This window comes from Diaphorobacter sp., assembly GCF_050251835.1.
In the GTDB taxonomy this organism is placed as follows: Bacteria; Pseudomonadota; Gammaproteobacteria; order Burkholderiales; family Burkholderiaceae_C; genus JBFXIE01.
This window is the reverse complement of record NZ_JBFWLZ010000002.1, coordinates 92,090-118,268: the sequence shown is the minus strand read 5'-3', so window position 1 is coordinate 118,268 and position 26,179 is coordinate 92,090. Positions and strand designations below refer to the sequence as shown.

The window sequence follows — 26,179 nt, the reverse complement described above, 5'->3', positions numbered from 1 at the left end:
TTGCCGCGCGCGGGCACGTCCACGCGGTACAGAGGCGGGCGCGCCACGTACACATGCCCGGCCTCGATGAGCCTGGGAAAGTGGCGAAAAAACAGCGTGAGCAACAGCACCTGGATGTGCGAGCCGTCCACGTCGGCGTCGCTCAGGATGCAAATCTTGCCGTAACGCAGGCCCGACAGATCCGGCGAATCGTGGGGGCCGTGCGGATCGACGCCGATGGCCACCGAAATGTCATGCACCTCGGTGTTGGCAAACAGCCGGTCGCGATCCACCTCCCAGGTGTTGAGCACCTTGCCGCGCAGTGGCAGCACGGCCTGGTTTTCCTTGTCGCGGCCCATCTTGGCGCTGCCGCCGGCCGAGTCGCCCTCGACCAGAAAGACCTCGTTGTAGGCGGTGTCGCGGCTTTCGCAGTCGGTCAGCTTGCCAGGCAGCACGGCCACACCCGAGCCCTTGCGCTTTTCGACCTTCTGGCCGGCCCGTTGGCGCGTCTGCGCGGCCTTGATGGCCAGTTCGGCCAGCTTTTTGCCGAAGTCCACATGCTGGTTGAGCCAAAGTTCGAGCGCCGGGCGCACGAAGCCTGACACCAGCCGCACCGCGTCGCGCGAGTTCAGCCGCTCTTTGATCTGCCCCTGGAACTGCGGGTCCAGCACCTTGGCGGCCAGCACATAGCTGGCGCGTGCGAACACGTCCTCGGGCATCAGCTTCACACCCTTGGGCAGCAGGCTGTGCAGCTCGATAAAGCTCTTCACGGCCTGGAACAGTCCGTCACGCAGGCCGCTTTCATGGGTGCCGCCGGCGCTGGTGGGGATCAGGTTGACGTAGCTCTCGCGCACCGGGGCGCCCTCTTCGGTGAAGCCCACACACCACGCTGCGCCCTCGCCTTCGGCAAAGCTCTCGTGGTGACGGTCGGCAAAGCCTTCGCCTTCGAATAGCGGGATCACCGGATCGGCATTCAGGGTCTGCGCCAGGTAGTCGCGCAGGCCGCCCTTGTACTGCCAGGTCTGGGTGTCGCGGGTTTTCTCTTGGACCAGCTGCACCGTGACGCCCGGCATCAGCACCGCCTTGCTGCGCAGCAGGTGGGTGAGTTCCGTCAGCGGCAGCTGGCTGGATTCAAAGTATTTGGCGTCGGGCCACACGCGCACGGTAGTGCCCTGCTTGCGCTCGCCCGTCTGCAGGGGGCGGGCCGCCAGAGGCTCGATCACATCGCCGCCCGCGAACACCAGGCGCGCCACCTGGCCCTCGCGGTGGGTGGTCACCTCCAGGCGCGTGGCCAGGGCGTTGGTCACGCTCACGCCCACGCCGTGCAGGCCGCCCGAGAAGCTGTAGGCCCCGCCCTTGCCCTTGTCGAACTTGCCGCCCGCGTGCAGCCGGGTGAACACCAGCTCAACCACCGGCGCGTTCTCCTCGGGGTGCAGGCCGAAGGGAATGCCGCGGCCGTCGTCCTCGACGCTGACCGAGCCGTCGGCATGCAGGATGACCTTGATCTTCTTGCCAAAGCCCGCCAGCGCCTCGTCGGCGGCGTTGTCCAGCACCTCCTGGATGATGTGCAGGGGGTTGTCGGTGCGGGTGTACATGCCGGGCCGCTGCTTGACGGGCTCCAGGCCCTTGAGGACGCGGATCGAGCCTTCTGAATAGTCGCTGGCCGGAGTGGATGCGGGTTTGACTGCCATGGCGGCGCATTGTAGGGCTGGATATAAAGCCAGGATAAAGACCGACGGACGTCGTTTTTTGGCTGACACGAGGCCTCGAGCAGGTGTCACCGGTTTTTCGCTACAGTCGCCGGATGCACGATGCCACCCGAAAACTGTCCATGGCCCAGGTCTTGATCTGCGGCGCCGCCATCGTCACCCTGTCCATGGGTATTCGCCACGGCTTCGGCCTATGGCTGCAACCCGTCACCCAGGACATGGGCTGGACGCGCCAGACTTTTGCGCTGGCCATGGCCATCCAGAACCTGTCGTGGGGGCTGTTTGGCATTGTCGGCGGCATGCTGGCTGATCGGCTGGGCGCCTTTCGCGTGCTGATCGGCGGTGCGGGGCTTTATGCGCTGGGGCTGGCCGGCATGGCGCTGTCGCCCACGCCGCTGCTGTTTGCGCTGACCACGGGCGTGCTGATCGGCGCGGCGCAGGCGGGCACCACCTACGCCATCATCTACGGCGTGCTGGGCCGGCAGATTGCGGCCGACAAGCGCTCATGGGCCATGGGCGTGGCTGCGGCGGCGGGTTCGTTCGGGCAGTTTCTGATGGTGCCGCTGGAGGGCCTGCTGATCTTGCGCCTGGGCTGGCAGGAGGCACTGCTGGTGCTCTCGGCCATGGTGCTCTTGATCGTGCCCCTGGCCTTCGGCCTGCGCGAGCCCGGCTTTCACGGCAGCGCGCCCCTCAAACGCACCCAGTCCGTGCGCGAGGCTTTTGCCGAGGCGCTGCGCTACCGCAGCTTTTTGCTGCTCACCGCGGGTTACTTTGTTTGCGGCTTTCAGGTGGTTTTCATCGGCGTGCACATGCCCAGCTATCTGCGCGATCAGGGTCTGACGCCCCAGGTGGCCAGCTATGCGCTGGCGCTGATCGGGCTGTTCAACGTGTTTGGCACCTACATTGCGGGGTCGCTGGGCCAGCGCATGCCCAAGCGCCACATACTGGCCTTCATTTACTTTGCGCGCGCCGTGGCCATCAGTGTGTTTTTGCTGGTGCCGCTGTCGCCCATGTCGGTCTATGTGTTCTCGGCCGTGATCGGCGCGCTGTGGTTGTCCACGGTGCCGCCCACCAACGCCCTGGTGGCGCAGATTTTCGGCGTGCAGCACCTGTCCATGCTCAGCGGCTTCGTGTTCTTCAGCCACCAGCTAGGCAGCTTCATGGGGGTGTGGCTGGGCGGCTACCTGTATGACCGCACGGGCAGCTACGACATCGTGTGGTGCCTGGCCATCGCGCTGGGGGTCTTGGCAGCGCTGGTCAACATGCCGGTGCGCGAGGGCGCCATAGCGCGCACCGTACCGCATGGGGCCGGGGCATGAAAGCGCGCGCCACCGCCTTGAAATGGCTGGGCGCCGCCACTGCCCTGCTGGTGTTGCTGGCGGTATTCATGCTGTATCTGCAGCCAGACTTCATGCTCACGCTGGCCGACCAGGTCTGGGCGTGCTTCTGACTATGCAAGTCACCGCCACGCCCGCGCACCACGGCGCACAAGCCCCGTCCGACTGGATACAGCGCTGGTCGCACCTGGTGCCGCCGGGCGGCGCCGTGCTGGATGTGGCCTGCGGACTTGGGCGCCACATGCGCTGGTTTTATGAGCGGAATCACCCTGTAACCGGCGTAGATAAATCGCAAGAAGCTATTAATTCAATAGCACATCTGGGCGAAGCCATTGCAGCCGACATCGAGGCCGGCCCCTGGCCCCTGCCCGGGCGCCACTTTGCCGGCGTGGTGGTCACCAATTACCTGTGGCGGCCGCTGCTGCCCACCCTCGTGGACAGCGTGGCGCCCGGCGGCGTGCTGCTGTACGAAACCTTTGCGCAAGGCAACGAGACCGTCGGCCGGCCCGCGCGGGCCGATTTTTTGCTGCAACCGGGCGAGTTGCTGCAGGTCTGCCGGGACTTGCGCGTGGTTGCCTACGAAGACGGCTATCTGGACAACCCCGCACGCTTCGTGCAGCGCATCGCCGCCGTGCGCGAACCAGCATCGCACCATGGCCCCATTCGCTTGCCGCTGCACGGCGCTCCCTAGTTAGAATGCCCTTTTACCGTTTTTGAACACGGACATGACCTCTTCCAGCGCCACCCTTACGGGCAGCATCGTCGCCCTCGTCACCCCCATGCATGACGACGGCAGCGTGGACTACCCCACGCTTCGCAAACTCATCGACTGGCATATCCAGGAAGGCACGAACTGCATCGGCGTCGTGGGCACCACGGGCGAGTCCCCCACGGTGAATGTGGACGAACACTGCGAAATCATCCGCGTAGCCGTCGAGCAGGCTGCAGGGCGCGTGCCGGTCATGGCGGGCTGCGGTGCCAACTCCACGCACGAAGCCATCGAGCTGGCGCGCTTTGCCAAGAAGGTGGGCGCAGACAGCCAGCTGCAGGTCGTGCCCTACTACAACAAACCCACGCAGGAAGGCCAGTACCGCCACTTCAGATCAATAGCCGAGGCCGTGGGCGACCTGCCCATGGTGCTGTACAACGTGCCTGGCCGCTCGGTGGCCGACATGCATCACGAGACCGTGCTGCGCCTGACCCAGGTGCCTGGCATCGTGGGTATCAAGGAAGCCACCGGCAACATCGAACGCGCGCAGTGGCTCATCCGCGACGTGCCCAAGGGCTTTGCCGTGTATTCCGGCGACGACCCCACGGCAGTGGCGCTGATGCTGTGCGGCGGCCAGGGCAACATCAGCGTGACGGCCAACGTAGCACCGCGCCTGATGAGTGAGTTGTGCGTGGCGGCGCTTGCCGGTGACACCCGGCGCGCCATGGAGATCCAGTTTCGCCTGATGCCGGTGCACAAGCACCTGTTTGTCGAAGCCAACCCCATTCCCGTCAAATGGGCCATGCAGCGCATGGGCCTGTGCGGCGGCACCCTGCGCCTGCCCATGACACCCCTGAGCCAGGGCAACGAAGCCGTTGTCGAGGCGGCCCTGCGCGCCGCAGGCCTGCTCTGAGGGCCCGCTCCAATTCACCCAGCCTGACGCCAGACCGCAGCGGTTTTCGACGCACCCTGGCCGCACTTGGATCAATGAGGATTTTCGCGTGAACGCTACCACCCGCCTGGGCCTGCTGGGCCTTGCCATGACCCTGTCCGCCTGCTCCGTGCTGGAGACCGACAAGATCGACTACAAAAGCGCCACCAAGGGCGCCACGCTGGAGGTCCCTCCGGATCTGCGCCAGCTCTCGCGCGACACGCGCTACGCCGTGCCCGGCGGCGTGGTGTCGGCGGCGGCCTTCGAAGCCGGCCAGGCGCAGCAGCCACGCGGCTCGGCCAATGCAGCGCCCAAGTCCATCGGTGACGTGCGCATTGAACGCGACGGCAACCAGCGCTGGCTGGTGGTGGACCGCCCCGCTGACCAGCTCTGGGATCCGGTGCGCGACTTCTGGCTGGAAAACGGCTTCGTCTATACCCTGGAGCAGCCCAATCTGGGCATCCTCGAAACCGATTGGGCAGAAAACCGCGCCAAGCTGCCGCAAGACATCATCCGCTCGACCATCGGCAAGGTCTTCGACTCGCTGTATTCCACGGGCGAGCGCGACAAATTCCGCACCCGCCTGGAACGCGGCGCCACCGGCAGCACAGAAATCTACGTCAGCCACCGCGGCATGGTCGAGGTCTATACCAGCAGCCAGAAGGACAGCACGGTCTGGCAGCCGCGCCCGTCCGACCCCGAACTGGAAACCGAATTCCTGCGCCGCCTGATGGTGAAACTCGGCGTGAGCGAAGAGCAATCCAAAGCCGCCACAGCCGCTCCCCTTCCCGCCACGCCTGCCGCACGCATGGCCACGGTCAACAACGTGCCGGTGGTGCAGCTGGATGAAGGTTTCGACCGCGCATGGCGACGGGTTGGCGTGTCGCTGGATCGCACAGGCTTCACCGTGGAAGACCGCGACCGCAGCCAGGGTGTTTACTTCGTGCGTTACGTGGCCCCGGCAGAAAAGAAAGAAAAGGGCTTTTTCGGCAAACTCTTCAGTCGCTCTGCCGACACCGCATCGCCACTCAAATACCGCATCGTGGTGCGCAGCGAGGACAACCTGAGCACGGTTTCGGTATTGAACGCAGCCGGCACCCCCGAATCTTCCGCCGACGCCCAGCGCATCCTGCGTGTGCTGGCCGACGATCTGAAGTAACCTCCCATCACCGCCGCACCAGAAACCCTCAAGGAACTGGTGTGGTTTTGCGGCCGGTTCAGACCGGCCTCAGAACATGTCAGCGCCCCCATGTACGTGCTGCGCTGAACGAGAAAAAGACAATCCAAAAATAAAAAGCCCCGGCCGTCAGGCTGGGGCTTTTTACGCTTGCGTGCCAGGCCATCCAGCCCGGCAACAGCGGGCCAATTACTTGGCAACAGCAGATGCAGCGCCAGCGGCAGCAGCAGCGGCAGCGGCAGCGTCCGCGGCGGCCTTGGCTGCGTCAACAACGTCGCTGGCCGCGCCAGCAGCTGCCTGTGCAGCCTCGGAAGCGGCTTCGACCGCTGCAGAAGCGGCAGCTTCTACAGGAGCGGGGGCGGGAGCGGCAGCAGGAGCTTCCACAGGAGCCGGCGCCGGTGCGGGCTCTTCTTTTTTGCCGCAAGCGGCCAGGGCAGCAGCAGCGATCAGAGCAGCCAGGACGACAGAGTTCTTCATTTGGATTTCCTATAAGGACAAAAGATTGTTGTGAAATGCCACGACACCCGCATTTTGCGGCGGTAGCCCTCGCAATAACGCACGACCCGATCAACAGGCCTACATCAAGGGCGGTACCAGCCGGAAATTATAGGAAGTTTTCGTCAATAGTGGATAACGCCAAATGCTGACCTGGCCTTTACCAGGATTGCAATAAAACACAGACTCCCCGAAGGTACCTGACGGCCGTCGGATCTGACGCAGCGATTAGCGAAAAGCATCTGCATCAAAGACGGTTTCCGCCGCATTTGCGGCCCCTGTCACCCTCATAGCCCCAGCACCGAAGCCGGAAAGGCCGGGGTGCTCTTGCGATCCAGCCACTCATCCAGAGATTCACGCATCAGCACGCATCGCTCGGGCTCGCTGCTCGTCACCCCGTTGCAGCGCAGCGGGTCAAGGCGCTGCAGCACCCAGCGCTGCGACCAGAGGGCACTGGGCAACTCTTGCGGGTCGGCCACGCTGGCCTTGCGGCAAACGATGATGTGGTCCCAGCGCACGCGCCATTGCACAAAACGGGCATGCCTGCGAACGATCGCGTTGAAATCCGCCGCAATCATGACGAAATGCCGGCCGGTGCGCGCCCATTGCTGCAGCGACTCGGTCACCGCCCGCTCACCCAGTGGCCAGTCATGGAAATTGGGGTCGCACAGCAGCAATGCAGGCCAGTCTTCGGCTGCAGCGCAGGCGATGGCGTCGCGCACCAATTGCTGAAACGCCTCACGCCCCTCGAATCGCCCCGAGGGCAAGGGCTGCGGCTGCGCAGCTGCGCTGTGTTCATCCATGTTCGTCACACCCCCTGGCCTGCATCGTCAACACCTTACCAGGCCGTCGTGCGGGCCAGATCAACCCGACAGACCGGCGTGCGCCCAGCCTGACTCACACCACGACGACAACAGCTCCAGCGCATCATCGCTGGCCTTTGCCAGATCACCCGGCATCAACCGCCGCTCATCGGCCAGGCGCCGCATCAGCGCGGCATCCGGCCCCGACGCCAGGTAACTTTCGCCATTGATAAACACATGCTGGTCGTCATACATCATGCAGGTGCGCCGGTCCAGCACCACGCTCTCCAGCATGCCCGCAGCCTCTGCGGGCTCGAACCACACATTGGGCTTGGGCTCGGTCAGCGCCTCGCCCAGGGCGCACTCCAGCGCCAGGGGCTGCTGCAGCGCGTGCTGCACGGCCTGCCTTGCAAAATCCTGCAACTCAGCAGGAATGGCGCCGGGGCCTGCAACGGCCTGCTGCCCGGGGTCGCGGTAGATGGGCGACGCCTCCTCGTCCACTGCAGCGTCAGCCAACCGCAGCAGTACTTCGTGGGCCAGCCCCGCGCGGTTGGGCGAGCGAAAACCAATGGAATAAGTCATGCACGCGCCCTCTGCGATACCGTCGTGCGCCCAGCGCGGCGGCAGATACAGCATGTCGCCTGGCTCCAGCACGTACTCCTCTTCGGGCTCGAAGCTGGCCAGTATCTTGAGCGGCAGCCCCTCGCGCAGTGCCAGGTTCTTTTGCCGGCCGATGCGCCAGCGCCGTTTGCCATGGGCCTGCAGCAAAAACACGTCGTAGCTGTCAAAGTGCGGCCCCACGCCGCCTCCGTCGCTGGCGAAGCTGATCATCAGGTCATCCAGCCGCGCCTCAGGCACAAAGCGAAACTGCTGCATCAAGGCGTGCGTGGCATCGTCATGCAGGTCCACGCCCTGCACCAGCACAGTCCACTCAGGCGTAGTCAGCGAGGGCAACGAACGCCGCGCCAAAGGCCCGTGGCGCAGCAGCCATTGCCCTTCCTTGTGCTGGATGAAGCGGGACTCGACCTCTTCGCGACCGGCCAGCTCGAACAGCGCCGCACGGCCCACCGTCGGTTTGAAACCCGGGATGGCCTGCCGCACCAGCAAGGGCTTCTTGTGCCAGTGACGACGCATGAATTGCGCCGGGCTCAGGCCCCCGAGCAAGGCCAGCGGTTGTTGAACGTCCATGAAATTGAATAGCCGCGCGCGCGGCAAGGCAGTGAACTGCGACAATTCTCCTATGGAAATTACCGAACAATGTGTGGTCGCTTTGACCTGGGTCCTGAAAGACACGCTGGACGAAGAGCTGGACGTGCTCGACGATCCCGTCGAATTCCTGGTGGGCGGCGACGACCTGCTGGCGCGCATCGAGCAGGCGCTGCAAGGCCACGGTGTGGGCGCCACACTGTCGCTGCACCTGGAGCCCGAGGAGGCTTTTGGCGACTACCAGGACAAGCTGCTGTTTCTGGAGCCGCGCCATTTCTTTCCTGCGGACATCGAAGAAGGCATGACCTTCGAAGGCACGTCCCTGCCTGCCGGCATCAACCCCGAGGCGCCCCGCGATGCGCTCTACACCATCGCGCAAATCTACCCGGAGCATGTGGTGCTGGATGGCAATCACCCCCTGGCGGGCATTGCGCTGCGCCTGCAGCTCAAGGTGCACGCCGTGCGCGAAGCCACTGAAGAAGAAATCGGCCGCGGCACGGCAGGCACGGGCTTCTTTCGCGTGCAACCGCAAGCGCCCGGCAGCGACCTGATTCACTGAAACCCGCACTAGAGCCGCCACCGCGTTGGTAGCGGCGAGTCTGCATGGGCTTCAATGCTTGCCCGTGGAGCCGTATCCGCCCTCGCCGCGCTCGCTGGCCGGAAAGTCGGTCACCACGTTGAACTGCGCCTGCACCACGGGCACGATGACCAGCTGCGCCAGGCGCTCCATGGGCTGCAGGGTGAAGGCCTGGTCGCTGCGGTTCCAGGCGCTGACCATGAGCTGGCCCTGGTAATCGCTGTCGATCAACCCCACTAGGTTGCCCAGCACGATGCCGTGCTTGTGACCCAGGCCCGAGCGCGGCAAGATCAGTGCAGCGTAGCCGGGGTCTTTAAGGTAGATGGCAATCCCGGTGGGCACCAGTTGCCATGCGTTGGGCTGCAGCGTGAGCGGCGCGTCCAGGCAGGCACGCAGATCCAGCCCCGCGCTGCCGGGCGTAGCGTAAGCAGGCAGCTGATCCGCCATGCGCGGATCGAGAATTTTGACGTCGATTTTCATGATGGGGTTTGCAGTCGCCGCGCGATCTCGGTGACGAGCTGCCGGCCCAGTTCGGCCTTGCTCGCGCGCGGCAGTTCATGGCTGCCATGCTCGTCGATGAGCAGCAGTGCGTTGTCGTCCTGGCCGAAGGTCGCAGGACCGATGTTGCCCACCAGCAGTGGCACGCCCTTGCGCTCGCGCTTGGCGCTGGCGTGCTGCAGCAGGTTTTCGCTTTCGGCGGCAAAGCCCACGCAGTACAGCTGGCCGGCGCGCGCGCGCTGCGACTGCGCGACGGTGGCGAGGATGTCGGGGTTCTCCACAAAGGACAGCGCGGGCACCTGACCCGATCCGTCCTTCTTGATCTTCTGGTCGGCAGCCCTGGCAGGTCGCCAGTCGGCAACGGCTGCTGTCGCTATAAATACAGTAGCTTCCTGCGTCTGTCCGACAATGGCTTCAAGCATATCTTGCGCAGAAATCACATCGATGCGCCGCACGCCCCGCGGCGTGGGCAGGTGCACCGGCCCGGCCACTAGCGTGACCTCGGCGCCCGCCTCGCGCGCAGCGCGCGCAATGGCAAAGCCCATCTTGCCGCTGGACAGGTTGGTGATGCCGCGCACCGGGTCAATCGCCTCGAAGGTAGGCCCTGCCGTGATCAGTACCCGCTCGCCCGCGAGCCGTTTGGGGGCAAAAAAGGCCGCCAGCTCTTCCATGAGCTCCTCGGCCTCCAACATACGGCCGTCGCCCGTCTCGCCGCAGGCCTGATCGCCATTGCCCACACCCAGCACGAAAGCCCCGTCCTGCTCCACCTGGGCCAGGTTGCGCCGTGTGGCGGGGTGGGCCCACATCTCGCGGTTCATGGCGGGTGCGACGAGCAGCGGCACGCGGTCAATGGGCCGCGCCAGGCACATCAGGCTCAGCAACTCATCGGCCCGCCCCTGCACCAGCCGCGCGATGAAGTCAGCGCTGCAGGGCGCGATCAGGATGGCGTCGGCCTCGCGGCTCAGGTTGATGTGGGGCATGTTGTTGGCCTCACGCGTATCCCACTGCGACGCGTACACCGCCCGCCCCGACAGCGCCTGCATGGTCACGGGCGTGATGAACTGCTCCGCCGCCTCGGTCATCACCACCTGCACGCTGGCACCGGCCTTCACCAGCAGGCGGCACAGCTGCGCAGATTTGTAGCAGGCCACGCCGCCGCTCAGGCCCAGAACAATGTGTTTGCCAGCAAGTGCATTCATGGGGGCGCAATTTAGCAGACAGAAAGGCGGGGCAAGGCCACGGCACGGCAGGACGCAAGCGGGCTCAACTCTATAATTCCGATTTCCCACCACCATCAAAGACATGACCAAATTCGTCTTCGTCACCGGCGGTGTGGTGTCTTCCCTGGGCAAGGGAATCGCCTCAGCCTCCCTTGCCGCGATCCTCGAATCGCGGGGTCTCAAAGTCACCCTCATCAAGCTCGACCCCTACATCAACGTGGACCCGGGCACCATGTCGCCCTTCCAGCATGGTGAGGTCTTCGTGACCGACGACGGGGCCGAAACCGACCTGGACCTGGGCCACTACGAGCGTTTCATCGAAACGCGCATGAAGCAGGCCAACAACTTCACCACTGGCCGCATCTACCAAAGCGTGCTCGAAAAAGAACGCCGCGGCGACTACCTGGGCAAGACGGTGCAGGTGATCCCGCACGTGACCAATGAAATCCAGGAGTTCATCAAGCGCGGCGCCGGCATCGGCACGCCTGACGCGGTGGATGTAGCCATCTGCGAGGTTGGGGGCACGGTGGGCGACATCGAGTCGCTGCCTTTCCTGGAGGCCGTGCGCCAGCTGTCGTTGAAGCTGGGGCCCAACAACTCGGCCTTCGTGCACCTGACGTACCTGCCGTGGATTGCCGCGGCCGGCGAACTCAAGACCAAGCCTACACAGCACACGGTGCAAAAGCTGCGCGAAATCGGCATACAGCCCGACGCGCTGCTGTGCCGCGCCCTGCACGCGGTGCCCGACGAAGAGCGCGAGAAGATTTCGCTCTTCACCAACGTGCCCGCCTGGGGCGTGATCTCCATGTGGGATGTGGACACCATCTACAAGGTGCCGCGCATGCTGCACGAGCAGGGCCTGGACGGGCTGATCTGCGACAAGCTGCGCCTGAACACGCCGCCCGCCCAGCTCAAGCGCTGGGACGACCTGGTTCACGAGACTGAGCACCCGCAGGGCGAGGTGCAAATTGCCATGGTGGGCAAGTACGTGGAACTGTCGGACGCGTACAAGTCCGTCAACGAAGCGCTCAAGCACGCCGGCATGCAAAGCCATGTGCGCGTGAAGATCACCCATGTCGATTCGGAGACCATCACCGACGACAACGCCGCGCAGCAGCTGGCAGCGTATGACGCCATCCTGGTGCCAGGCGGCTTTGGCAGCCGCGGCGTGGAAGGCAAGATCTCCGCCGCCCGGTATGCGCGGGAGCACAAGGTGCCCTACCTGGGCATCTGCCTGGGTATGCAGGTGGCCACCATTGAATATGCGCGCCATGTGGCGGGCCTGACGGGCGCCAACTCCACCGAGTTCGATGCGCACTGCAAGCACCCGGTGATCGCCCTCATCACCGAGTGGCAGGACGAGGACGGCACCATCAAGACACGCGATGCCAACTCCGACCTGGGCGGCACCATGCGCCTGGGCGCGCAGTCCTCCGACGTGCAGCCGGGCACACTGGCCCACCGCATCTATGGCGAAGTGGTGACCGAGCGCCACCGCCACCGCTACGAAGCCAACGTGCAGTATCTGGACAAGCTGCGCGCGGCCGGCCTGGTGATATCGGCGCTGACGCAGCGCGAGCACCTGACCGAGATCGTCGAGCTGCCGCAAAGCGTACACCCCTGGTACATCGGCGTGCAGTTTCACCCCGAGTTCAAGTCCACGCCCTGGAACGGCCACCCGCTGTTCAATGCCTTCGTCAAGGCGGCTGTGGATCACCAAAAGCAAGCGAAAGTCTGAGGCAGGCCCCTATGCAACTGTGCGGATTCAACGTCGGCCTGGACCAGCGCTTCTTCCTGATTGCGGGCACCTGCTCCATCGAAAGCCTGCAGATGTCGCTGGACGTCGCGGGGCACCTGAAAGAGATTTGCTCGGCGCTGGACATTGCGCTGATCTACAAAGGCTCTTTCGACAAGGCCAACCGGTCGTCGGGCACCAGCCAGCGCGGCGTGGGGCTTGAGGCCGGGCTGAAGATCCTCGATGAAGTGCGCCGCCAGCTGCAGCTGCCTATCCTGACCGATGTGCACGAAGTCTCCCAGGTGCCTGAGGTGGCCAGCGTGGTCGATGTGCTGCAAACCCCTGCCTTTTTGTGCCGTCAGACCGACTTCATCCGCGCTGTGGCCCAAAGCGGCAAGCCGGTGAACATCAAAAAGGGCCAGTTTCTGGCACCCTGGGACATGAAGAACGTCATCGACAAAGCGCGCGCTGCCGCCGCCGAGGCGGGCCTGTCGCAAGACCGCTTCCTGGCCTGCGAGCGCGGCGTGAGCTTTGGCTACAACAACCTGGTCGCCGACATGACCAGCCTGGCCGAGATGCGCAAAAGCGGCGCGCCCGTGGTGTTCGACGTGACCCATTCGGTGCAAAAGCCCGGCGGCCTGGGCGCCGTGAGTGGCGGCGCGCGCGAGATGGTGCCTGTGCTGGCCCGCGCTGGCGTGGCCGTGGGCGTGGCGGGCCTGTTCATGGAAACCCATCCCAAGCCCGCAGAGGCCTGGTCGGACGGGCCCAACGCCGTGCCGCTCAGGCACATGAAGGCCTTGCTGGAGACGCTGGTGCAGCTGGACACCGTCACCAAGCAGCACGGCTTTCTCGAAAACGACTTCAGCGCCTGATCCGCGGTATATTTTTGATAGCTGGCAGCGCTTATTAGATAAGCGCTACAGGCCAAAATGGCCTGAGAAATTTAAAACTTCCCATCAAAGGAAAACCATGAGTGCCATTGTTGACATCGTAGGCCGTGAAGTATTGGACAGCCGCGGCAACCCCACCGTCGAGTGCGACGTGCTGCTGGAATCGGGCGTGATGGGCCGCGCCGCCGTGCCGTCGGGCGCCTCCACCGGCAGCCGCGAGGCCATCGAACTGCGCGACGGCGACAAGAGCCGCTACCTGGGCAAGGGCGTGCTCAAGGCCGTGGAACACATCAACACCGAAATCAGCGAAGCCGTTCTGGGCCTGGATGCATCGGAACAAGCCTTCCTGGACAAGACCCTGATCGACCTGGACGGCACCGACAACAAGAGCCGCCTGGGCGCCAACGCGATGCTGGCGGTATCGATGGCCGTGGCCCGCGCCGCCGCCGAAGAATCCGGCCTGCCGCTGTACCGCTACCTGGGCGGCATGGGCGGCATGCAGTTGCCCGTACCGATGATGAACGTCATCAACGGCGGCGCGCACGCCAACAACAGCCTGGATCTGCAAGAGTTCATGATCATCCCCGTGGGCGCCCCCTCTTTCCGCGAAGCCGTGCGCTGGGGCGCCGAGGTGTTCCATGCGCTGAAAAAAATCATCCACGACAAGGGCATGAGCACGGCAGTGGGCGACGAAGGCGGCTTTGCTCCCAGCGTCGAGAACCACGAAGCCGCGCTGCGCCTGATTCTGCAGGCCATCCAGGATGCGGGTTACACCCCCGGCGAGCAGATCGCCCTGGGCCTGGACTGCGCCGCCAGCGAATTCTTCAAGGACGGCCACTACGTGCTGGAAGGCGAAGGCGACCTGAAGCTCACGGCCCAGCAGTGGACCGACATGCTGGCCACCTGGGTGGACAAGTACCCCATCATTTCCATCGAAGACGGCATGGCCGAGGGCGACTGGGATGGCTGGAAGCTGCTGACCGAGCGCCTGGGCCAGAACGTGCAACTGGTGGGCGACGACCTGTTCGTCACCAACACCAAGATCCTGAAGGAAGGCATCGACAAGCAGATCGCCAACTCGATCCTCATCAAGATCAACCAGATCGGCACGCTGACCGAGACCTTCGCCGCCATCGAGATGGCCAAGCGCGCCGGCTATACCGCCGTGATCAGCCACCGCTCGGGCGAGACGGAAGACAGCACCATTGCCGACATTGCCGTGGGCACCAATGCTGGTCAGATCAAGACCGGCTCGCTGTCGCGCTCGGACCGCATCGCCAAGTACAACCAGCTGCTGCGCATCGAGGAAGACCTGGGCGACATCGCCCACTACCCCGGCCGCGCTGCGTTCTACAACCTGCGCTAAGCCCCGGCTCCGCCACCGGCGTGCTCTGACATGGGCCCACGCATCGTTCCGATCGCCCTGCTGGTGCTGCTCGTGGGCATTCACGCGCAGCTGTGGACGGGGCGTGGCAGCGTCGGCCACGTCGAAGAGCTGCGCCGCCAGATCGCCGCACAGCAGGCCGCCAATGACCGGGCCATGCTGGCCAACGAGCGCCTGGCCGCCGAAGTGCAAGACCTGAAAGACGGCCTGGAGATGGTCGAAGAAAAAGCGCGCAGCGAGCTGGGCATGGTCAAGCCCGGCGAGATTTATGTGCATGTCACCCCGGCCCGCAAGTGAGCACCGCACACGGCCTGGCCGCGGTGCGTGTCGCCATCCTGGGCTCGGACGCGGACGCCTGTACCGCCTTGGAGCGTGCCCTTGCGCTGCAGCGCCCCAGCCTTTGTGTCACCGCGACCGGCCCTGACCTGCCGGGATCGCTGCCAGACCTGACACTGCTGTGCGCCCGCGACATCCCCGACGCGCAGGAGTTGCAACTGCGCGCCGCCCTGGCCAGTGTCGGCACGGCCTACCAGGTGCTTTATGGGCCTGCCCCGACGCAGTTGCGCAATGCCTTGCAAGCTACTGATTTAATAGCTGGCAGCGCTGGTATTACAAGGGCTAGAGCCACTTTTGACCACAAACCCATCGGCCAGCAGCAAGACCGCCTGACGGACGAATGCAATGACCGTCACAGACTGCGCGTACGGGGCTGCGAGGACTGCGTGCAACCACAGTGCGAGCACCGACTGTTCACCGCACTGCGCGGCCTGGAGCCCGCCGTCTGAGGCGGCGGCAGACCGGCTGCTCACCCGCCCTTACTGCACGCGCGATGGCGCAGGCGGCTGCTTGCCCGGTTCGGTGAACAGCTGCGCCGCATCCACCGCATCAAAGTGGTACTGCTGGCCGCAGTATTCACAGCCCACATCGACGGCGCCGCGCTCGGCCAGGATGCTGTCGATTTCCTCGGCACCCAGGCTGCGCAGCATGTTGCCCACACGCTCGCGGCTGCACGAGCACGCAAAGCGGGGACCGCTGTCGCCCTGCTGGGGCGCAAAGCGCAGCAGTTTCTCCTCCCAGAACAGGCGGCGCAGGATGGTGTCCACGTCCAGCGTCAGCAGCTCGCTGCGCGTCAGGCTGGCTGCCAGCGTGGCAATGCGGTTGTAGTCCTCGCTCAGGCCAATCTGGTCCTCGTCGCCGCGGCTGCGGCCACCGGCCAGGTTGGCCTCGCCCTTGATCGGCATGCGCTGAATCAACAGGCCCGCGGCCACCTGGTCGTTGGCGGCCAGCACCAGCGTGGTGTCCAGTTGCTCGGACTGCAGCATGTAGTGCTGCAGCACGTCGCTGAGTTTGTGCAGTTTCTCACCCCGGTCGCCGTGCAACGGCACCACACCCTGGTAGGGCTGCTGGCCGGGCAGGCGGTTCTTGGGGTCCAGCGTGATGGCGCAGCGCCCGCCGCCGCCCACGTTGACCATGTCGGACAGGCTGGCACCGGCAGGCAGCTCGCCCTGGATCGATGCGGTGGCGCGCAGGCTGAGGTCTGACTGCACCTCGGCCACGGCCAGCTTGACCGGCCCGTCGCCAAACACCTGCAGTACTAGCGCGCCGTTGAACTTGATGTTGGACTGCATCAGCACGCCAGCGGCGGCCATCTCGCCCAGCAGCTCGCTCACGGGCTGGGGGTACGGGCCCGTTTCGGTGTTGTCCGCGCGGCGGCGCAGCAGCTCGGTCCAGGCGCCGGTCAGGCGCACGATCATGCCCCGCACGGGCAGGCCATCGAACAAAAACTTGTGCAGTTCAGACACGCGGTGTTTCCAGTCAGTCAATTGCCAGGCGCTCAACCCAGCTTGCGCAGACCCGCCTTGAAGCGGTGCGCGTTGTCAATGTAGTGCTGCGCGCTGCGGCGCAGCCCCTCGATCTGCTCGGGCGTGAGCTGGCGCACCACGCGCGCCGGGCTGCCCAGGATCATGGAGCCGTCAGGGAACTCCTTGCCCTCGGTGACCAGGGCTCCAGCGCCAACCAGGCAATTGCGGCCGATGCGGGCGCCGTTGAGCACGATGGCACCGATGCCGATCAGCGACTCGTCGCCAATCGTGCAGCCATGCAGCATGACCTGGTGGCCCACGGTGACGCGCTCGCCAATCACCAGCGGCTGGCCCAGGTCGGCGTGCAGCACGCTGGCATCCTGCACATTGGTGCCGGCGCCAATGCTGATGCGCGCCGTGTCGCCGCGCACCACAGTGCCAAACCACACGCTGGCATCGCCCGCCAGTTGCACGTCGCCGATCACCTGGGCACTGTCGGCCACCCAGGCCGATGCAGCCACCTGCGGCGCCACGCCATCCAGTTCATATATCGCCATCGTGTTGATGTCTCCGTTGGTTACGCCTTGGTTACGCGTTAAGTATGTACGTCACCCTAGAATTGTAGGGATGGAGCTTCGCCAACGTGCCCTGGAGGTCTTGCATCTCACCAGTCCTGAGGAAAAATCGTCTGCAGCCCTTGATATGCAAGCGCAATCAGCTATTTTTTCAATAGCAAACCAGGCAACCATCACACCGCCGCACGCGCACACCCTGCCCGGCCGGCCCGCCCGGCCCGAGCTGCTGCACCACACCGCCGTGGCACGCCGCTCGCCTGCCACGGCGGGTGGCCGTGCGGTGCTGATTCACGCAATCGCGCACATCGAGTTCAACGCCATCAACCTGGCTCTTGACGCCATCTGGCGCTTTGCCGGCATGCCCGATCAGTTCTACCGCGACTGGCTGCGCGTGGCAGCCGAGGAAGCCAAGCACTTTCGCCTGCTGCGTGACCATCTGCGCCAGCACCTGGGCCATGACTACGGGGATTTTCCCGCGCACCAGGGTCTGTGGAGCATGTGCGAGAAAACCGCCCATGACATCGTGGCGCGCATGGCGCTGGTGCCGCGCACGCTGGAGGCGCGCGGGCTGGACGCCACGCCACTGATCCAGCACAAGCTGCGCCAGGTGGGCACGCCCGACGCGCTGGCAGCGGTGGACATTCTGGACATCATCTTGCGCGAGGAAGTCGGCCATGTCGCCATCGGCAACCACTGGTACGGCTGGCTGTGCGCCCGCCAGGGGCTTGACCCGGTTGCGCACTACGCCACGCTGGTAGAGCGCCACGAGGCGCCGCGCCCCAAGCCGCCGCTGAATGGCGCAGCACGGCGCGCCGCGGGTTTCACCGAAGCGGAAATGCTTTGGCTGCAACAAGCTTGATCGATCGCCGACAGCCGGGGTTCTTCCCTACAATCAATGCACTGCCATGTCCCAACTGTCCCCCGCATCTCCACCACCCGGCCCCGCGCCGAGCAGCAACATCAGCGCGATGATCGCGCGCCAGGCCATCATGAACGGCCAGCAGGCGGTCGTCGGCTATGAACTGTTCAACCGCTCTCGCTCGCATGTGGGGCACACCGCCGCCAGCGACGTGGTGCTGGTGTTCACCGCGCTGTCGCACGCAGGTACCGAAGAGCTCGTGGGGCGCTTTCTGATCTTCGTGAACTGTACCCACGAAAGCCTCACGGCCGGCCACCTGGAACTGGTGAACCCCGACAAGCTGGTACTGGAAGTCCCCCCCCTGGGCCATGCGGCAGCCGACGAGGTGCAGGCGCGCCTGCCGATTCTGACCAGCCTGCGCGAGCGCGGCTTTCACCTGGCCTTCAACCACACGGTGCTGGAATCCATCTACGCGCCCTGGCTGCCGTTGGCCGACTACATCAAGCTGGACATGTCAGTGCTTGCGCGTGACCAGGTGGCCGTGCTGGTGAACTACGCCGGGCGCCACTGCCAGGCCGAACTGATCGCCGAGAAGATCGAGTCCGCTCAGCAATACGACATGGTGTCTTCACTGGGGGTGGAGCTATTTCAGGGGTTTTGGTTCTCGCGCCCCACGCTGGTCGAGGCCCGGCTGCTCACGCCCGGGCAGACCCATGTGGTTCAGCTGATCAACCTGGTGCGCAAACAGGCCAGCACCGACGAGATCGAAGAGGTGCTCAAGAAAGACGCGGGTCTGGCTTTCAACCTCATGCGCCTGATCAACTCCGCTGGCCTGGGCCTCACGCGCGAGATCACCTCAGTGCGCCAGGCGGTGTTGCTGCTGGGCCTGAAGAAGCTGTTTCGCTGGGCGGCGCTGTTGCTTACGATGACGCGCTTTGGCGGTACACCTCCGGTTGTAGGACACACGGCTGTCGTGCGCGGTCGGCTCATGGAACTGCTGGCCCTGGAAATACTGCCCCCCGAGCAGGCTGATCAGGCGTTTGTGATCGGCATCTTTTCCATGCTTGACCAGATGCTGGGCATCCCGCTGGAGGCCGCTGTCGGTCTGCTACACCTGCCTGAAGACCTGCGCGCCGCGCTGCTGCAGCACAGCAATGTGTACGGCCAGCTGCTGACGCTGGCCGAGGCCTGCGAAAGCAGCGACGACGACACCTTTGACCAACTGGCGCACTCGCTCAATCTGACAAGTCAGCAGATCAACTGGGCCCACCTGCAAGCACTGGCCTGGGCCGACGAGATCCAGCAAGACTGACCGCAGGCCAGCCTGCCAATGCAGTGCACCCTTTGAACCCCGTAAACATCCCCAGACCCATGTCGAGCCCACCAGACACAGCCCTTCAGCAGCCACCCAACGCCACCGCGCAACCCGCTCAAGATGATGCTGACAACCAGGTGGTCATCGCGCGCCAGGCCATCCTGGACGAGCATCGCGCGGTGTTCGGCTACGAACTGTTCGACCGGACCACGTCCGCTGACTCGCATACCGCGTCCAGCGACGCGGCGTTGCTGTTCAACGCTTTGTCCTATGCCGGCTCGGAGGCGCTGGTCGGCAAGAAGCTCGTCTTCATCAACTGCACACACGCCAGCCTGGCAGGCGGCCACCTGGAGCTGATCCATCCAGAGAAAGTGGTGCTGGAAGTCCCCACGCTGCCTGCAGACGCCGCGCCCGAGCAGATCGAACAGATGGTGCACACGCTGCAGGCGTTGCGCACGCGCGGCTTTCGCATCGCCTTCAGCCAGGACGTGCTGCGGCGTGCCTACGCCAGCTGGCTGCCGCTGGCCTCGTTCATCAAGCTGGACATGCAGGCCTTCAAGCCCGAACTGGCCGGCCCCCTCGTGAAATTTGCACAAACCAATTCCCAGGCGGCCGTGGTTGCCGAAAAAGTGGAAACTGCCGAGCAGCACGCGATGATGGCGTCTCTGGGGGTGAAGCTGTTCCAGGGCTACTGGTTCGCCAAGCCATCGCTGGTCAAAGCGCAGACCATCCGGCCGTCGCAGGCCACCATCATTCAGCTGATCAACCTGGTGCGCCAGCAGGCAAGTACGGCCGAGATCGAAGACCTGCTCAAGAAAGACCCCACCCTGTCTTTCAACCTCCTGCGTTTCATCAACTCGTCGGGCTTCGGGCTGTCGTGCGAGATCACATCGTTTCGCCACGCGGTGATGATCCTGGGACTCAAGAAACTGTTTCGCTGGGCTGCGCTGCTGCTGACCACTTCGCGCAAAGACGGCGCTCCGCCAGCCGTCGGCCAGACGGCCGTTGTGCGCGGCCGCCTGATGGAACTGCTGGCCGCCGAACTGCTGCCCCCCGAGGAGTGCGACAACGCCTTTGTGGTGGGGGTGTTCTCGCTGCTGGACGCCATGCTGGGCATTCCGCTGGAGCGCGCGCTGGAGACCGTCGCCCTGCCCCAGCCGGTGCTCGATGCCCTGCTGCACAAAAGCGGCGTGTTCGCCCCATTCCTGGAGCTCACACGCGCTTGCGAAAGCGGCGACGACGAGGCCTTTGCGCGCACGGCCGAGGCGCTGCACCTGTCCAACCGCCAGGTGAACTGGGCTCACCTGCAGGCACTGGCCTGGGCCGAAAGCATCAACGACGCCTGACAGCCTTTACGCCTCGGGCCACCCCTGTGGCCGCCCCCTTCAGCCGCGCGGATGGTGCGCCGCGTGCAACGCCTTGAGCCGTTCTCGCGCCACATGGGTGTAGATCGTGGTGGTGGAAATATCCGCATGCCCCAGCAGCAGCTGCACCACGCGCAGATCCGCCCCGTGGTTGAGCAAATGCGTGGCAAACGCATGGCGCAGCGTGTGGGGCGACAGCGGTGCGGTAATGCCCGCAGCCCTTGCGCACTTCTTGACGATCACCCAGAACATCACGCGCGACATGGCCGCGCCCCTCTGGGTGACGAACAAATCCTGCGTCTGCTGCCCGCCCAGGATGGCGCTGCGACCCTGTTCCAGATAGCGCTCCAGCCAGCGCCGCGCCTCGTCCCCAAAGGGCACCAGCCGCTCCTTGCCGCCCTTGCCCATGATGCGCAGCACCCCTTCGCCCAGCCCCAGGTGGAAGGTCTTGAGGGTGACCAGCTCGCTCACGCGCAGGCCGCTGGCATACATCAGCTCCAGCATGGCACGGTCGCGCAGGCCCAGCGCGGTGGAGTCGTCGGGCGCGTGCAGCAAGGCTTCGACCTGCGCCTGCGACAGCGTGCCCGGCACGCGCAGGGGCTGCCGTGCAGCCTGCAGGCGCACGGTGGGGTCGGCGGTGATGCGCCGCTCGCGCAGCGCCCAGTGAAAATAGCGCCGCAGCACCGTCAGGCGCCGATTGGCGGAGGTGGCGCGCGTCTGCGCATGACGGGCTGCGAAGTAAGCCTGCAAGTGATGCTCTTCCGTGGCATCCAGAGATAACGCTGGCGCCTGCTGCGCCAGCCATCGCGCGTACAGCGTGAGGTCGCGCCGGTAAGCTGCCAGCGTATTGCGCGACAGCCCGTCCTCCAGCCACAGCGCATCGATGAACTGGTCTATGGCGTTCTGGTTGTCGGGCGGGCAATCGGACGGGCTGTCGGCAAGCATGTGGAAAACCATAGCACCAAAAAAGCCCGGCCAGGGCCGGGCGGTGGCTGGCGGATGATTACAGGCTCAGTCCAGCGAAAGCTTTTGTTTTTGCACCACGCCTTTGTACACGTCGAACTCGGCCTTGATCTGATCGGCAAATTGCTCGGGCGTGTTGGCGATGATGATCGAGCCGGTATCCTCGATGCGCTTGCGCACGGCAGGCTCTTCCAGCGCTTTTTTCACCCCGGCGCTGATCTTGTCCACCACGTCTTTGGACAAGCCCTTGGGGCCAACGATGCCGTAGTAGGCCATGCGGTTCACGGGCTCCAGGCCCATTTCCTTGAAAGTGGGCACATTGGGCAGGGCCGCCACGCGCTGCGGTGCGGCCACCACGATGGGCACGAGACGGCCATCCTTGATGAAAGGCAGCGCCGAAGGCAGGTTGTCAAAGATGATCGGCACCTGGCCGGCCACGGTGTCGTTCAGCGCCGGGCCCGCGCCGCGATAGGGGATGTGCGTGACGAAGAGGCTGGTCAGCCCCTTGTACAACTCCATTTGCAGGTGTCCGATGCCGCCCGTGCCCGACGACGCGTATGAATATTTGCCCGGTGATCTCTGCACCTCGGCCACGAAAGACTTGTAGTCCTTGGCCGGAAAGCTGGGGTGCACCGCGATGATGTTGGGCGTGGCCGCGATGTTGACGATGGGCGTGAAGTCGGTCAGCGGGTTGTACGGCGTCTTGGGGTTGATGGCCGGGTTGGCCGCCGTGGTGGACACCGTGGCCATGCCCAGGTTGTAGCCATCGGATGCGGCGCGCGCCGTTTCCTGCGCTCCAATCACACCGCCCCCGCCGCCACGGTTTTCCACTACCACCGACTGCCCCAGCGCGCGCGCAAGCGGGTCGGAAATTACCCGGGCAATGATGTCGGTGGTGCCGCCCGGAGCAAAAGGCACCAGCAGCTTGACGGGCTTGACGGGATAGGCCTGGGCAAAAGCCGTTCCCGCAGCGGCCGCCAATACCAGTGCCAGACAGTTGCGACGTTGCATGCAAAAGCTCCTTATCGATGCGCGTTGGACAGGAAATGCGTGGGTAGGCGTTGATCCTACGGCGCAAGGCCCCTTTGACCAACCCGCGCCAGCGTGGATTTGCCAGTGTTTTCCCCAATAAGCGCAGCTGTCAGCCCGTGTCCGCTGCTGGCCCCGTCGGGCACGGCAACGTCATGACAGGCAGGGGCGATGACGGCGCCGTGGGTCGCTTTGTGCCGTTGGACAATAACGCTGCGCACAAGCACCTAGCGCAGCTATCACGCTGCCCCCCGCACGGGCGCCGCCGGGCGCTGTGCGCCGTCCACCTGGCCGCCGCAAAAGCGTGTCTGGGATTTGCTCATGGCCCTTTTCAGCTCAGGGCCCGGCAGTGCTACAAAGGCCAGCCTGACCCGCAATGAGGCGGCGTATCCGCGGGCTCGGGGGGTGGCGCTGGTATGTCGGGCTCTGCGGGCTGCCGGGCAGGGTCGCGGGGGATGGATGCCATGCATGCAATCATGATCCGGGTTCTCCTGGTACAGGCCAGGGCCATGGCGATGGCAGCGCCAAGGCCGCCATGCTTCAGTTGTCTTGCCGGCGAATGAGCTTGCGACCTGTCTCGGTGATGACGTACTCGCCTGACTGCGACTTGCTGATGTAGCCCCACTCCAGCAACCGGCCGGACAGGTGCTGCTTGAGCGCTTCGGGCACGCGGATGACTTCGCCCAATTCAAGCTGTTTGAGGGTGGCGATCTCGTCCACGGTGGGGTCGAACGTGGGTGCGTGGTACTGGGGTTGGACGGTGGCCATGGCTGGTTCTCCTGGTTCGGTCGGATTGCATGGTGCCATGTCCGTTTGAAGATGGCCTGGCGGGCACAGTCACCACGCATGCGCAAGGGTATTGCGCCCAGGCCGATTGCGCAATTGCCCAGACACCGGACAGCATTCATCACCGCGTACGGGCACACGCGCCACACCGCCTCAGATCGTGAGCACGGTCTCAGGCGGACGGCGTGGGCGTTGCGCCGGTGCCGGCCGTTTCAGCGCCCGCTACTGCCTGCAGCCAGCGCGCAAATGCGGCCAGCACCGGGGGCTGGGGCTGGGCTGGGCTGACCAGGTAATAACCGCGCTCGCCGCGCAGTGGCCGGGCGCAGGCGATGACGAGGTCGCCACGCGCGATCTCGGCGTCGATCAGCATGGGCGGCATCAGCGCCACGCCCAGCCCGTGCGCGGCGGCAGCAGCCGTCATCGAAAAAAGCTCATAGCGCGGGCCATCCAGCGCGCGCGGCGCGTCGTGCACGCCCACGGCGTCAAACCACTGCTGCCAGGCGTAGGGCCGCGTGCTTTGCTGCAGCAGCGGCAGGCGGGCCAGCACTTGCGGCGGCAGGCCCTGGTGAGCGCGCCCGGTGCCGCGCGGCATGCCCGACTGCTGCGCGGCCATCTCCAGCAGGCGCGGGCTGCACACCGGCACCACGTCCTCATGCATCAGCAACTGCGCCTGCACGCCGGGCCAGTTGGCCACCTGCTCGGGCGTGCCGGCATACAGCGCAGCATCAAAAGCCGTGTCAGAAAACAAAAAAGGACGGGTGCGCGTTTCGATGTGGACGATGATTTCCGGGTGCTTTTGCGCCAGCAGCGGCAGGCGCGGAATCAGCCAGCGTGTGGCAAAAGTGGCCACCGCCGCCAGCGACAGCGCGCCGCCGTGCCCCTGATGCGCCATCACGTCCAGCGTGCCCTGCTCCAGCGCCTGCAGCCACCGCGCCACCTGGCGCCCGTAGTGCTGCCCCGCGGGGGTCAGCACCACGCCATGGCGCGTACGGCGAAACAGCTGCACGCCCAGCTGATCCTCCAGCGCCAATATCTGGCGCGAAACGGCGCTTTGCGTCAGCGCCAGCTCTTGCGCGGCGCGGGTGTAGCTCTCGTGGCGCGCAGCGGCTTCAAAGCAGGCCAGGGCCTGGGTGGAGGGCAGGTTTCGTCGCATGGCCTCATATTACCCAGATATTCATCATGCGCATTTCTGGATGCAAAGAACTCGCTTGCCAGCTTTTGTGCTGTACCAATACCATCGGGCCCAGCACTCTTTTCATGCCTTCAACGCATGTTTAGGGTTTACCCGACCACCTCTTCACCCGCATCGGAGATATCCATGACCCGCACCGCCTTCCAATGGGACGACCCCTTCCAGCTCGACCAGCAGCTCACCGATGACGAGCGCGCCATCCGTGACGCCGCGCGCGCTTACTGCCAGGACAAGCTGGCGCCGCGCGTGCTGGAGATGTTCCGCCACGAAAAGACCGACGTGAGCATCTTTCGCGAGATGGGCGAGCTGGGCCTGCTGGGCCCCACCATTCCCAGCGAGTACGGCGGCGCCGGCCTGAACTACGTGAGCTACGGCCTGGTGGCGCGCGAGATCGAGCGCGTGGACTCGGGCTACCGCTCCATGGCATCTGTGCAGTCGTCGCTGGTGATGGTGCCGATCAACGAATTTGGCTCCGAAGCGCAAAAGCAAAAGTACCTGCCCAGGCTGGCCAGCGGCGAGTTCATCGGCTGCTTCGGCCTGACCGAGCCCGACCACGGCTCCGACCCCGGCAGCATGGTCACCCGCGCCCAGAAGGTCGCTGGTGGCTACAAGCTCAGCGGCGCCAAGATGTGGATCACCAACAGCCCCGTGGCCGACGTGTTCGTGGTGTGGGCCAAAGAGGTGTCTGAAGGCGGCAACGTGGGCCAGATCCGCGGCTTCATCCTGGACAAGGGCATGAAGGGCCTGACGGCGCCCGCCATCCACGGCAAGGTGGGCCTTCGCGCCTCCATCACCGGCGAAATCGTCATGGACGAAGTGTTCGTGCCCGAAGAAAACGCCTTCCCCGAAGTGCGTGGCCTCAAGGGCCCCTTCACCTGCCTGAACAGCGCGCGCTTTGGCATTGCATGGGGCGCCATGGGCGCGGCCGAGTTCTGCTGGCACACCGCCCGCCAGTACACGCTGGACCGCAAGCAGTTTGGCCGCCCCCTGGCCGCCAACCAGCTGGTCCAGAAAAAGCTGGCCGACATGCAGACCGAAATCACCCTGGGCCTGCAAGCCGCCCTGCGCGTGGGCCGCATGAAGGATGAGCACCAGAACGTGGTCGAGATCACGTCCCTCATCAAGCGCAACAACTGCGGCAAGGCCCTGGACGTGGCCCGCCTGGCGCGCGACATGATGGGCGGCAACGGCATCAGCGACGAGTTCGGCGTGGCGCGTCACCTGGTGAACCTGGAGGTGGTCAACACCTACGAGGGCACGCACGACGTGCACGCCCTCATCCTGGGCCGCGCGCAGACCGGCATCGCGGCATTCGCCAACTGATAAAAACCATAGCTGCCAGCGCTTGATGGATATGGGCTGGCAGCGTTTTTGATCTAAAAAACCACCGCAAGCCCCACAGCCAACCCGGTCAGGCGCAGACGGCACGCCTTGGCACACATCAGCACGTGCCAGCCAATGCACTGCAAGCCCCGCCCGCCTCGCGCCGGCGGGGCTTTTTTGTCATGGCCGCACCGCGAAACAACCCGACACAACGATGAAGCCCCGGCAAAGCCTGACGAAGCCCGCAGCGCCTGGTCAACCACCATGTCGGCAGCCGCGTCACAGACTGGCACCCCCATTGCACGTGAAGCGCAGCCCTTA

The 26,179-nt window shown here is 64.9% G+C and carries 27 protein-coding genes; 15 read left to right on the top strand and 12 right to left on the bottom strand.

Features of this window, described 5'->3' with window-relative positions:
- Positions 1–1,670: DNA topoisomerase IV subunit B (locus AB7E35_RS01485; protein ID WP_428166935.1), on the bottom strand; the 1,670-nt coding region annotated here is incomplete at its 3' end.
- A gap of 113 nt (positions 1,671–1,783) precedes the next feature.
- On the opposite strand from AB7E35_RS01485, the gene AB7E35_RS01480 reads away from it, so the two are divergent.
- From AB7E35_RS01480 to bamC, 5 genes are all read left to right on the top strand, one after another.
- On the top strand, positions 1,784–3,007 hold the full coding sequence (locus AB7E35_RS01480) for an MFS transporter (protein ID WP_428162019.1): 1,224 nt from the start codon (positions 1,784–1,786) through the stop codon (positions 3,005–3,007).
- Positions 3,004–3,138: a hypothetical protein gene (locus tag AB7E35_RS01475; RefSeq protein ID WP_428162020.1), complete on the top strand. Its 135-nt coding sequence runs from the start codon at positions 3,004–3,006 to the stop codon at positions 3,136–3,138. Before AB7E35_RS01480 ends, AB7E35_RS01475 begins: the two co-directional genes overlap by 4 nt.
- 2 nt (positions 3,139–3,140) lie before the next feature.
- Entirely contained in the window at positions 3,141–3,716 is a 576-nt protein-coding gene (locus AB7E35_RS01470) for a class I SAM-dependent methyltransferase (RefSeq protein WP_428162021.1), read from the top strand.
- Positions 3,717–3,750: 34 nt separating this feature from the next.
- Entirely contained in the window at positions 3,751–4,647 is an 897-nt protein-coding gene (dapA, locus tag AB7E35_RS01465) for a 4-hydroxy-tetrahydrodipicolinate synthase (RefSeq protein ID WP_428162022.1), read from the top strand.
- Between the two features lie 88 nt (positions 4,648–4,735).
- Entirely contained in the window at positions 4,736–5,824 is a 1,089-nt protein-coding gene (bamC, locus tag AB7E35_RS01460) for an outer membrane protein assembly factor BamC (protein ID WP_428162023.1), read from the top strand.
- A 207-nt stretch (positions 5,825–6,031) separates the two neighbouring features.
- On the opposite strand, the gene AB7E35_RS01455 is transcribed toward bamC, so the two are convergent.
- The 3 genes from AB7E35_RS01455 to AB7E35_RS01445 all read right to left on the bottom strand — a co-directional run bounded on the left by AB7E35_RS01455 (position 6,032) and on the right by AB7E35_RS01445 (position 8,328).
- On the bottom strand, positions 6,032–6,319 hold the full coding sequence (locus tag AB7E35_RS01455; RefSeq protein WP_428162024.1) for a hypothetical protein: 288 nt from the start codon (positions 6,317–6,319) through the stop codon (positions 6,032–6,034).
- Positions 6,320–6,624: 305 nt separating this feature from the next.
- Positions 6,625–7,140 (bottom strand): hypothetical protein, encoded by a 516-nt coding sequence (locus AB7E35_RS01450; protein ID WP_428162025.1) that lies wholly within the window; start codon positions 7,138–7,140, stop codon positions 6,625–6,627.
- Between the two features lie 60 nt (positions 7,141–7,200).
- The gene (locus tag AB7E35_RS01445; RefSeq protein ID WP_428162026.1) at positions 7,201–8,328 is read right to left on the bottom strand and encodes a JmjC domain-containing protein; all 1,128 of its coding nucleotides are present in this window, start codon (positions 8,326–8,328) and stop codon (positions 7,201–7,203) included.
- 52 nt (positions 8,329–8,380) lie between these two features.
- On the opposite strand from AB7E35_RS01445, the gene AB7E35_RS01440 reads away from it, so the two are divergent.
- Positions 8,381–8,905 (top strand): FKBP-type peptidyl-prolyl cis-trans isomerase, encoded by a 525-nt coding sequence (locus AB7E35_RS01440; RefSeq protein WP_428162027.1) that lies wholly within the window; start codon positions 8,381–8,383, stop codon positions 8,903–8,905.
- 51 nt (positions 8,906–8,956) lie between these two features.
- Here the strand turns inward: AB7E35_RS01440 and dut are convergent, their stop codons facing one another.
- Both dut and coaBC read right to left on the bottom strand, forming a co-directional pair.
- Positions 8,957–9,403, bottom strand: a complete 447-nt coding sequence (dut, locus tag AB7E35_RS01435; RefSeq protein WP_428162028.1) for a dUTP diphosphatase — start codon at positions 9,401–9,403, stop codon at positions 8,957–8,959.
- On the bottom strand, positions 9,400–10,620 hold the full coding sequence (gene coaBC / locus AB7E35_RS01430) for a bifunctional phosphopantothenoylcysteine decarboxylase/phosphopantothenate--cysteine ligase CoaBC (protein ID WP_428162029.1): 1,221 nt from the start codon (positions 10,618–10,620) through the stop codon (positions 9,400–9,402). The genes dut and coaBC overlap by 4 nt, the downstream gene beginning before the upstream one ends.
- Before the next feature lie 103 nt (positions 10,621–10,723).
- Between coaBC and AB7E35_RS01425 the strand changes: the two genes are divergently transcribed.
- The 5 genes from AB7E35_RS01425 (at position 10,724) to AB7E35_RS01405 (ending at position 15,435) form a co-directional block, all read left to right on the top strand.
- Complete coding sequence (locus AB7E35_RS01425; RefSeq protein ID WP_428162030.1) at positions 10,724–12,379, top strand: CTP synthase; 1,656 nt, start codon at positions 10,724–10,726, stop codon at positions 12,377–12,379.
- An 11-nt stretch (positions 12,380–12,390) separates the two neighbouring features.
- Positions 12,391–13,248: a 3-deoxy-8-phosphooctulonate synthase gene (kdsA, locus tag AB7E35_RS01420; protein WP_428162031.1), complete on the top strand. Its 858-nt coding sequence runs from the start codon at positions 12,391–12,393 to the stop codon at positions 13,246–13,248.
- A 97-nt stretch (positions 13,249–13,345) separates the two neighbouring features.
- Positions 13,346–14,632 carry a phosphopyruvate hydratase gene (gene eno / locus AB7E35_RS01415; RefSeq protein WP_428162032.1) on the top strand — a complete coding sequence of 429 codons (1,287 nt, stop codon included), beginning with the start codon at positions 13,346–13,348 and terminating at the stop codon, positions 14,630–14,632.
- Positions 14,633–14,662: 30 nt separating this feature from the next.
- Complete coding sequence (locus AB7E35_RS01410) at positions 14,663–14,947, top strand: septum formation initiator family protein (RefSeq protein ID WP_428162033.1); 285 nt, start codon at positions 14,663–14,665, stop codon at positions 14,945–14,947.
- A complete protein-coding gene (locus AB7E35_RS01405) occupies positions 14,944–15,435 on the top strand; it encodes a hypothetical protein (RefSeq protein WP_428162034.1) in 492 nt (163 codons plus the stop codon). The genes AB7E35_RS01410 and AB7E35_RS01405 overlap by 4 nt, the downstream gene beginning before the upstream one ends.
- 30 nt (positions 15,436–15,465) lie before the next feature.
- On the opposite strand, the gene AB7E35_RS01400 is transcribed toward AB7E35_RS01405, so the two are convergent.
- Both AB7E35_RS01400 and AB7E35_RS01395 read right to left on the bottom strand, forming a co-directional pair.
- Positions 15,466–16,452, bottom strand: a complete 987-nt coding sequence (locus AB7E35_RS01400; RefSeq protein WP_428166934.1) for an Hsp33 family molecular chaperone HslO — start codon at positions 16,450–16,452, stop codon at positions 15,466–15,468.
- Between the two features lie 32 nt (positions 16,453–16,484).
- A complete protein-coding gene (locus AB7E35_RS01395) occupies positions 16,485–17,009 on the bottom strand; it encodes a gamma carbonic anhydrase family protein (protein ID WP_428166933.1) in 525 nt (174 codons plus the stop codon).
- 70 nt (positions 17,010–17,079) lie between these two features.
- Between AB7E35_RS01395 and AB7E35_RS01390 the strand changes: the two genes are divergently transcribed.
- From AB7E35_RS01390 to AB7E35_RS01380, 3 genes are read left to right on the top strand one after another with little or no spacing between them, the layout of a single operon-like run.
- The gene (locus AB7E35_RS01390) at positions 17,080–17,886 is read left to right on the top strand and encodes a ferritin-like domain-containing protein (RefSeq protein WP_428162037.1); all 807 of its coding nucleotides are present in this window, start codon (positions 17,080–17,082) and stop codon (positions 17,884–17,886) included.
- A gap of 46 nt (positions 17,887–17,932) precedes the next feature.
- A complete protein-coding gene (locus AB7E35_RS01385) occupies positions 17,933–19,198 on the top strand; it encodes an EAL and HDOD domain-containing protein (protein ID WP_428166932.1) in 1,266 nt (421 codons plus the stop codon).
- Between the two features lie 59 nt (positions 19,199–19,257).
- Positions 19,258–20,547 (top strand): EAL and HDOD domain-containing protein, encoded by a 1,290-nt coding sequence (locus AB7E35_RS01380; RefSeq protein ID WP_428162039.1) that lies wholly within the window; start codon positions 19,258–19,260, stop codon positions 20,545–20,547.
- Between the two features lie 39 nt (positions 20,548–20,586).
- Here AB7E35_RS01380 and xerD read toward each other — a convergent pair whose 3' ends face one another.
- The 4 genes from xerD to AB7E35_RS01360 all read right to left on the bottom strand — a co-directional run bounded on the left by xerD (position 20,587) and on the right by AB7E35_RS01360 (position 24,496).
- On the bottom strand, positions 20,587–21,522 hold the full coding sequence (gene xerD, locus AB7E35_RS01375) for a site-specific tyrosine recombinase XerD (protein ID WP_428166931.1): 936 nt from the start codon (positions 21,520–21,522) through the stop codon (positions 20,587–20,589).
- 54 nt (positions 21,523–21,576) lie between these two features.
- Entirely contained in the window at positions 21,577–22,539 is a 963-nt protein-coding gene (locus AB7E35_RS01370) for a tripartite tricarboxylate transporter substrate binding protein BugE (protein WP_428162041.1), read from the bottom strand.
- A gap of 558 nt (positions 22,540–23,097) precedes the next feature.
- Complete coding sequence (locus AB7E35_RS01365; protein ID WP_428162042.1) at positions 23,098–23,325, bottom strand: hypothetical protein; 228 nt, start codon at positions 23,323–23,325, stop codon at positions 23,098–23,100.
- Between the two features lie 190 nt (positions 23,326–23,515).
- Positions 23,516–24,496 (bottom strand): LysR substrate-binding domain-containing protein, encoded by a 981-nt coding sequence (locus AB7E35_RS01360; RefSeq protein WP_428162043.1) that lies wholly within the window; start codon positions 24,494–24,496, stop codon positions 23,516–23,518.
- Positions 24,497–24,661: 165 nt separating this feature from the next.
- Between AB7E35_RS01360 and AB7E35_RS01355 the strand changes: the two genes are divergently transcribed.
- Positions 24,662–25,858, top strand: coding sequence for an acyl-CoA dehydrogenase (locus tag AB7E35_RS01355; protein WP_428162044.1), 1,197 nt, complete (start codon positions 24,662–24,664; stop codon positions 25,856–25,858).
- Positions 25,859–26,179 lie beyond the last annotated feature (321 nt).

Excerpts from the sequence above, each read along its gene's own strand:
- AB7E35_RS01480 (WP_428162019.1), top strand. The coding sequence starts at position 1,784 with ATGCACGATGCCACCCGAAAACTGTCCATGGCCCAGGTCTTGATCTGC.
- AB7E35_RS01475 (WP_428162020.1), top strand. The coding sequence starts at position 3,004 with ATGAAAGCGCGCGCCACCGCCTTGAAATGGCTGGGCGCCGCCACTGCC.
- AB7E35_RS01470 (WP_428162021.1), top strand. The coding sequence starts at position 3,141 with ATGCAAGTCACCGCCACGCCCGCGCACCACGGCGCACAAGCCCCGTCC.
- dapA (WP_428162022.1), top strand. The coding sequence starts at position 3,751 with ATGACCTCTTCCAGCGCCACCCTTACGGGCAGCATCGTCGCCCTCGTC.
- AB7E35_RS01455 (WP_428162024.1), bottom strand. The coding sequence starts at position 6,319 with ATGAAGAACTCTGTCGTCCTGGCTGCTCTGATCGCTGCTGCTGCCCTG.
- AB7E35_RS01450 (WP_428162025.1), bottom strand. The coding sequence starts at position 7,140 with ATGGATGAACACAGCGCAGCTGCGCAGCCGCAGCCCTTGCCCTCGGGG.
- AB7E35_RS01445 (WP_428162026.1), bottom strand. The coding sequence starts at position 8,328 with ATGGACGTTCAACAACCGCTGGCCTTGCTCGGGGGCCTGAGCCCGGCG.
- AB7E35_RS01440 (WP_428162027.1), top strand. The coding sequence starts at position 8,381 with ATGGAAATTACCGAACAATGTGTGGTCGCTTTGACCTGGGTCCTGAAA.
- dut (WP_428162028.1), bottom strand. The coding sequence starts at position 9,403 with ATGAAAATCGACGTCAAAATTCTCGATCCGCGCATGGCGGATCAGCTG.
- coaBC (WP_428162029.1), bottom strand. The coding sequence starts at position 10,620 with ATGAATGCACTTGCTGGCAAACACATTGTTCTGGGCCTGAGCGGCGGC.
- AB7E35_RS01425 (WP_428162030.1), top strand. The coding sequence starts at position 10,724 with ATGACCAAATTCGTCTTCGTCACCGGCGGTGTGGTGTCTTCCCTGGGC.
- kdsA (WP_428162031.1), top strand. The coding sequence starts at position 12,391 with ATGCAACTGTGCGGATTCAACGTCGGCCTGGACCAGCGCTTCTTCCTG.
- eno (WP_428162032.1), top strand. The coding sequence starts at position 13,346 with ATGAGTGCCATTGTTGACATCGTAGGCCGTGAAGTATTGGACAGCCGC.
- AB7E35_RS01410 (WP_428162033.1), top strand. The coding sequence starts at position 14,663 with ATGGGCCCACGCATCGTTCCGATCGCCCTGCTGGTGCTGCTCGTGGGC.
- AB7E35_RS01395 (WP_428166933.1), bottom strand. The coding sequence starts at position 17,009 with ATGGCGATATATGAACTGGATGGCGTGGCGCCGCAGGTGGCTGCATCG.
- AB7E35_RS01390 (WP_428162037.1), top strand. The coding sequence starts at position 17,080 with ATGGAGCTTCGCCAACGTGCCCTGGAGGTCTTGCATCTCACCAGTCCT.
- AB7E35_RS01385 (WP_428166932.1), top strand. The coding sequence starts at position 17,933 with ATGTCCCAACTGTCCCCCGCATCTCCACCACCCGGCCCCGCGCCGAGC.
- AB7E35_RS01380 (WP_428162039.1), top strand. The coding sequence starts at position 19,258 with ATGTCGAGCCCACCAGACACAGCCCTTCAGCAGCCACCCAACGCCACC.
- xerD (WP_428166931.1), bottom strand. The coding sequence starts at position 21,522 with ATGGTTTTCCACATGCTTGCCGACAGCCCGTCCGATTGCCCGCCCGAC.
- AB7E35_RS01370 (WP_428162041.1), bottom strand. The coding sequence starts at position 22,539 with ATGCAACGTCGCAACTGTCTGGCACTGGTATTGGCGGCCGCTGCGGGA.
- AB7E35_RS01365 (WP_428162042.1), bottom strand. The coding sequence starts at position 23,325 with ATGGCCACCGTCCAACCCCAGTACCACGCACCCACGTTCGACCCCACC.
- AB7E35_RS01360 (WP_428162043.1), bottom strand. The coding sequence starts at position 24,496 with ATGCGACGAAACCTGCCCTCCACCCAGGCCCTGGCCTGCTTTGAAGCC.
- AB7E35_RS01355 (WP_428162044.1), top strand. The coding sequence starts at position 24,662 with ATGACCCGCACCGCCTTCCAATGGGACGACCCCTTCCAGCTCGACCAG.